Below are 6168 nucleotides of genomic sequence, written 5' to 3' on the forward strand. Positions count from 1 at the left end.
GTGCATTTACATGAGACTTGACTGGCCAATAAATATAATAAAAAATAACCAAAAATAAAACACGATGTGACAAAACATGTCGTTGAATAGCTGTCCGCTGTAAGCAATTAAGATAATTCATATTTGTTAATTAATATAACGTGTTTGTAAAAACGGATGATAGCAACGACAACGGGAAGTCATAACCGTGAGATATAAGGCATTCATGTCATGAAGAAGTTTTTTGTTTTTCTGCTTTCATGGTTTTCAATAAATTCAGTTAATGCAGAAGATTTACACAATACCGTTAAAGAAGCATTAGCTAACCACCCTGAAGTCAATGCGGCGATAAACAGCCGTTATTCTTCCGAACAAGAACTACGTGCGGCAAAAGGTGGATATTTACCGTCGCTGAATTTAAATGCTGAAGCCGGACGCAAAAATATTGATGATGCGACGACGCGTGCCGCAGGCAGCACCAACGGTTTGACGCAGTCCCCCAACGAGGCGACGTTGAGCCTTGAGCAAAATGTGTTTAATGGTTTTGCCACCTCCAGCGAAGTCGCCCGACAAAAAGCGACCGTGGACTCACGCGCCTGGAGCGTTATGAATACCAGCGAAAGTACCGCATATACGGTGATTCAGGCCTATTTTGATGTGTTGCAGCGCGAGGAGTTTGTCCGTCTGGCTGAAGATGATTTGGCTAACCATGAACGCATCTATGACCAGATAAAACTGCGTACCGATCAGGGCGTTGGCCGTTCAGGAGACTTCATGCAGGCCGAAGCGCGTCTGGCGCAGGCGCGTAACAACTTACTGACCGAGCAAACCAACCTCGAAGATGCAAAAACCACCTTTATCAGCGTGACCGGCATGGAGCCGCAAGGACTCAGCCAGCCAGCGAGTATCGACGCTGAGCTGCCAACCTCACTTGCGGACGCCAAAAGTCGAATGGAGAAGAATAGCCCATTGCTGAAGTCTGCCAATGCCGATATTGAGGCCGCACATCAACAGTACGAAGCCTCAAAATCGACCTTCTACCCACGCGTTGACGTTGAGCTTTCCCGTGGGATCAGCAATAACACCGACACCACTCGCGCACATACCGAAGAGTGGGAAGCGATGGTCAAACTGCATTACAACCTGTACCAGGGCGGTAGCGACAAAGCCACAATGGACTCCCGCGCGTATCTGCATAAGCAGGCTCAGGATGTGCGTAACAACACGTTGCGCCAGATGAATCAGGAACTGCGCCTGGCGTGGACAGCATTACAAAACGCGCGCGCCCAGCTTCCTTCTGCCGAAGAATATGCCGACCGTAGCGTAAAAGTACGTACCGCCTATCAGGATCAATTCAGTCTTGGCGAACGTACACTACTGGATTTACTTGATAGCGAAAATGAAGTTTTCTCCTCAAAACGCCGCCTTGTCGAATTACGCTATCTGGCAGTCACCAGCGGTTATCGTATTAGCGAACGTACGGGGGAATTAATGGGTATTCTAAAAATTGCACCACCGCCGTCAGGTCAACCGGTAGATTCAGCAGAAGAAAATAACCTGCCTGAACTTCATTAATCATTATTAATACCCAATAAATCCCTGACCTGCACGCTTATTATTAGCTTGCTATTATTAAAACGTGCAGGTCAGAATGGTTGCGAAAATGAGTGCACAAGCTGAATTATTCAATGAAGTCCCAGAGAATTCTGACAGTAGCAATTCTCAACATCACGATCCCCGTAGCCATCATGACGACCCGTTATTAGATAGCCTACTTATTTTGTGTTCTCTGCACGGTAAATCAGCCAGTCGTTCAACGTTAAGCAGCGGTCTGCCATTAGAAAACGATCAACTCACGCTGAATATATTTCCTCGCGCTGCGGCAAGAGCCGGTTTAAAAGCGCGGGTGGTGACGCGCGCGCTTGATAAAATTCCGCAGATGTCTCTGCCTGCCGTGCTGTTACTGCGCTCTGGCGCAACTGGCGTATTGCTGGCATGGAATGAAGATGGCAGCGCTCGTTTTATGCCCAGCGAAAGCGAAGGTGGTGAAATCCGTGTCGATTTAGCCACGCTTGAACAAAGCTATGCCGGAAAGGTTATTTTTGCCCATCCGCGCCATGAGTTCGATTTGCAGGCAGAAGCCTTTTTGCCACGCACCAAGTCCTGGTTTAAAGACACGCTGAAGCTGTCACGTTTTCTGTATATGGATGCCGTGCTGGCCAGCCTGTTAATCAACCTGATCGCACTCGGCACACCACTCTTTACCATGAACGTCTACGACCGCGTGGTGCCGAACCAGGCGACGGTGACACTGTGGGTACTGGCTGTGGGCATTTGCCTTGCCTTTGTTTTTGATCTGATTTTAAAAATGCTACGCGGTATCTGTCTTGATATTGCGGGCAAAAAAAGCGATCTCATTATCTCCTCGACCCTGTTTGAGCGCATTATCGGTATGGAGATGAAAGAGCGTCCACAGCGCGTGGGTAGCTTTGCGCAGAATATTCATGAGTTTCAGTCACTGCGTGATTTCCTCTCATCGCTGACCCTGACGACGATTATCGACCTGCCCTTCACCCTGCTGCTGCTGATCGTTATAGGCATTATTGGCGGTTCTCTGGCCTGGATCCCACTCCTGACGCTACCGATAGCCCTGCTGTGCAGTTGGGCACTGCAAAAACCCGTCAATGCCGCGGTGGCTAAAACCATGAGCCTCGCCAGCGAGCGTCAGGCACTGTTAATTGAAACGCTCAGCAGCCTGGATGCCATTAAAGTGAATAATGCCCAAAGCGAGCGCCAGTTCCAGTGGGAACAAACACTGGGTAGCCTGAGCCGTCTGGAACTGCGGGTGAAAACCTTATCCAGCCTGGCCAGCAATCTCACCGGCTGGTTCCAGCAGATTTCGGGCGTGGTGATGATCATTGTTGGTGTGTATATGATTATCGGCGGCAAGCTGAGTATGGGGGGCCTGATCGCCTGCTACATGCTGAATGGCCGCGCATTAATGCCACTGGGCCAATTAACCGGTCTTATTGCCCGTTACCAGCAGGCAAAACTCACCATCAAGAATACCGATAAGATGATGTCACTGACACAGGAGCGCCGTGCGGATGAAAACCCGCTCATGCGTGAACAGTTGCAGGGCAGCATTGAATTCCGCGACGTGGATTTTAGCTATCCAGAACAAAAAAACCTGTCGCTGCACAAAATTAATCTCACCATTCAGCCCGGCGAACGCATCGGTATCATCGGCCGTAGCGGCTCCGGTAAAAGCTCGCTCAGCAAGTTGATCGTCAATCTGTACCAGCCCTGCGCCGGTAACATTTTGATCGACGGTATCGATTCCCGTCAGTTGGATGTCAACGATCTCCGCCACAGCATCGGCTACGTCCCGCAGGACATCCAGTTGTTCAACGGCACACTGCGCGACAACCTGCTGTGCGGCGCGCGCTATGTCGATGACGAAACCATGTTACGCGCGGCGGAACTGGCAGGTGTCAACGATTTCGCTCGCCTGCATCCTGACGGCTACAACCTGCAGGTTGGCGAGCGCGGTTCTCAGCTTTCAGGCGGACAACGGCAGGCGGTGGCACTCGCTCGTGCGCTGCTGCTGGATCCGCCTCTACTGCTACTGGATGAACCCACCAGCTCAATGGATAACACCAGCGAAGAGAAGATCAAACACGCGCTGGTCCCCTGCATCGCAGGTAAAACGCTATTACTGGTCACCCACCGCGCCTCCATGTTGTCGCTGGTTGACCGCCTGATTATTGTTGATAAAGGACGCATCATCGCAGATGGCCCGAAAGCGGTGGTGATGGATGCGTTGAAAAAGGGGCAGATTAATGCGTCTCGCTGATTTCCTGGCGCGTGCTCGCCGCTTCATGCAGCACTATTTTCACGGCCGTGATGAAAATCAAACCGACAGTATCAATGAAGTGAGTCACGCCATTATCGATGATGCTCCACGAGTAATTCGCCTGACACTGTGGGTGATCCTTGCGCTGGTGGTCCTGTCCTTCGTGTGGGCAGGTTTTGCGAAGATTGATGAAGTGACACGCGGTGAAGGCAAAGCGATCCCCTCGTCAAAACTGCAAAAAATACAGAACCTGGAAGGCGGAATTGTTACCGAGCTGTACGTACACGAAGGGCAAATCGTCAACGCCGGAGCCCCATTACTGCACCTTGACGACACACGTTTTGCTTCAAACGTCGGCGAAACGGAAGCGGATAAACTCGGCCTGCGCGCAAAGGTAGAACGCCTGAGCGCAGAGGTTGAAAACCGTGACTTTGTAATCTCAGAAGAGATTGCCAGCAAAGCCCCGGACGTCGCCCGCGGTGAAACCGAACTGTATAACAGCCGCCGGGCGCAATTTCACAACGAAATTTCGGCGCTTGAAGAGCAACTGGTGCAGAAAAAACAAGAACTGCGCGATTATGAATCAAAGGAAGATCAGTTCAAGCACAGCCTGGGATTAATACGCCAGGAAATCAAAATGTCAGAACCGTTACTTGCCTCTGGTGCCATTTCAAAAGTCGAACTGCTGCGTTTACATCGTACTGAAGTGGAAACCGCCGGACAGCTCAATTCCGTCAGCCTGTCGCTGCCTAAAGCCGCCTCAGAAATTAAAGAGATTGAGAACAAAATCGGTGAAAGCCGTGGCCGCTTCAAGAGTGATGCGCTGGCTCAACTGAACGAAGCCCGCACCAACCTGAGCAAAGCCCAGGCCAGCGTCAAAGCACTGGAAGACAGGGTGAATCGCACCATGGTTACTTCACCGGTACGCGGTATCGTCCAGCAGGTGATGGTCAATACTATCGGCGGCGTCATTCAGCCGGGCAGCGATCTGGTGGAAATCGTGCCACTGGATGACAAGCTGTTAATTGAGGCAAAAATACAGCCGCGCGATATCGCCTTCCTGCATCCAGGTCAGCACGCGATGGTGAAATTTACCGCTTACGATTACACCATCTATGGCGGGCTGCGCGGTGAAGTGGTGCAGATAAGTCCGGACACCATTACCGATAAGCAGGGACGGAGTTTCTATATTGTTCGTCTGCAAACTGACAAAAACTACCTGGGTACAAGAGAGCATCCGATGCTTGTCATTCCCGGCATGGTGGCAAGCGTCGATATCCTCACCGGTAAGAAAACCATTCTTAGCTATCTGCTGAAACCGATCATTCGTGCGCGTGCAGAGGCGCTCAGAGAACGTTAATCACTTGCGCGCCCCTTGCGTTAAATCAGGGGCGCTTATGTTTATGCCGCGGAATAAGCAGACAGTTTACCCCGATTGAGTGTGATTTTTCCGTCATTCACCAGCTCCTGTAATACCTTATGAATAGCACTGCGCGAGATATGATTGCGGGTCAAAATAAAGGTATATACGGATGTTTTCTCACGTACCGCGGGCTCCATCGCCCAAATATATTTGACGTGTTCAATAATCAGCTCACGAATGGTTCTGTGCGATTGCAATGTTTCACGCTGGAAATAGCGTTGCAGATGGTGCGCCAGGATATCAAACGCCTGCTTCCAGAGATTTTTAGCGGTAAATAAAAGATCGGCGTTCTGTACGCTCATGGCCCACATTTCACAATCGGTGTCGCAGCGTAAATAGTGCCCAGCGACCTCCGTACGCATTTGTGGAAGTCCAAGGATCGCCGGTGCAGAAATACTTACCGTCACTAAATCATTTTCTACACGATATACAGAGACCGTCCCTTTCTCCAGAAACAAGATATTTCCATCGACTTTCAGATCTATGCGCTGACGTTTTTTACGTAAGGACAGCCAGGCGTTATCCGATTTCTTTATTTCATCACCAATCAGCACTACAGATTTGTCTATTTCGTTCTGGAACATGGGACTCTCTAAAGCAAGTGATTGCTTCATCAAAATAATGGTGGAATTGACTTAACGGACAAAATAAATGTCAGCTTTAATACAAGCTGACATTTATCCCCATCTACCTCTACCACCAGCATTCCCTGGTGCTTTTGACGCGCTAACGGCACTGACGTTGTTCTCGCGTGGTGGTGTCGAGCAGTATATTGCGCTGTCCAGAAAGAATTAATGCTTATCACCTTTGTCATCACAATTTCGTCTTTTTGCTCTTTGCATAATAGCCAAAAAGATACAACTCATTGATTTATATGCTCTTTATTTTCATTAAAAAGTTACTATTGTTG

Annotated in this window: 5 protein-coding genes; 4 read left to right on the forward strand and 1 reads right to left on the reverse strand. The window is 49.7% G+C overall.

From position 1 onward, the window contains the following. Window positions 1-210: 210 nt before the first annotated feature. From NNO02_RS22235 to NNO02_RS22245, 3 genes are all read left to right on the forward strand, one after another. Window positions 211-1554, forward strand: coding sequence for a TolC family outer membrane protein (locus tag NNO02_RS22235; protein WP_271442799.1), 1344 nt, complete (start codon window positions 211-213; stop codon window positions 1552-1554). Window positions 1555-1642: 88 nt separating this feature from the next. Continuing rightward, window positions 1643-3835, forward strand: coding sequence for a type I secretion system permease/ATPase (locus NNO02_RS22240; RefSeq protein ID WP_271455768.1), 2193 nt, complete (start codon window positions 1643-1645; stop codon window positions 3833-3835). Next, window positions 3822-5195, forward strand: coding sequence for an HlyD family type I secretion periplasmic adaptor subunit (locus tag NNO02_RS22245; RefSeq protein ID WP_271442801.1), 1374 nt, complete (start codon window positions 3822-3824; stop codon window positions 5193-5195). The genes NNO02_RS22240 and NNO02_RS22245 overlap by 14 nt, the downstream gene beginning before the upstream one ends. 41 nt (window positions 5196-5236) lie before the next feature. Here NNO02_RS22245 and NNO02_RS22250 read toward each other — a convergent pair whose 3' ends face one another. Further along, window positions 5237-5842 (reverse strand): helix-turn-helix domain-containing protein, encoded by a 606-nt coding sequence (locus tag NNO02_RS22250; protein WP_271442802.1) that lies wholly within the window; start codon window positions 5840-5842, stop codon window positions 5237-5239. 67 nt (window positions 5843-5909) lie between these two features. On the opposite strand from NNO02_RS22250, the gene NNO02_RS22255 reads away from it, so the two are divergent. Then, window positions 5910-6053: a hypothetical protein gene (locus NNO02_RS22255; protein ID WP_271455769.1), complete on the forward strand. Its 144-nt coding sequence runs from the start codon at window positions 5910-5912 to the stop codon at window positions 6051-6053. Window positions 6054-6168: the final 115 nt, after the last annotated feature.

Source organism: Citrobacter sp. Awk 2 (assembly GCF_028069815.1).
In the GTDB taxonomy this organism is placed as follows: domain Bacteria; phylum Pseudomonadota; class Gammaproteobacteria; order Enterobacterales; family Enterobacteriaceae; genus Citrobacter.

Coding starts and splice junctions, on each gene's coding strand:
- NNO02_RS22235 (WP_271442799.1), top strand. CDS start 211: ATGAAGAAGTTTTTTGTTTTTCTGCTTTCATGGTTTTCAATAAATTCA.
- NNO02_RS22240 (WP_271455768.1), top strand. CDS start 1,643: ATGAGTGCACAAGCTGAATTATTCAATGAAGTCCCAGAGAATTCTGAC.
- NNO02_RS22245 (WP_271442801.1), top strand. CDS start 3,822: ATGCGTCTCGCTGATTTCCTGGCGCGTGCTCGCCGCTTCATGCAGCAC.
- NNO02_RS22250 (WP_271442802.1), bottom strand. CDS start 5,842: ATGTTCCAGAACGAAATAGACAAATCTGTAGTGCTGATTGGTGATGAA.
- NNO02_RS22255 (WP_271455769.1), top strand. CDS start 5,910: ATGTCAGCTTTAATACAAGCTGACATTTATCCCCATCTACCTCTACCA.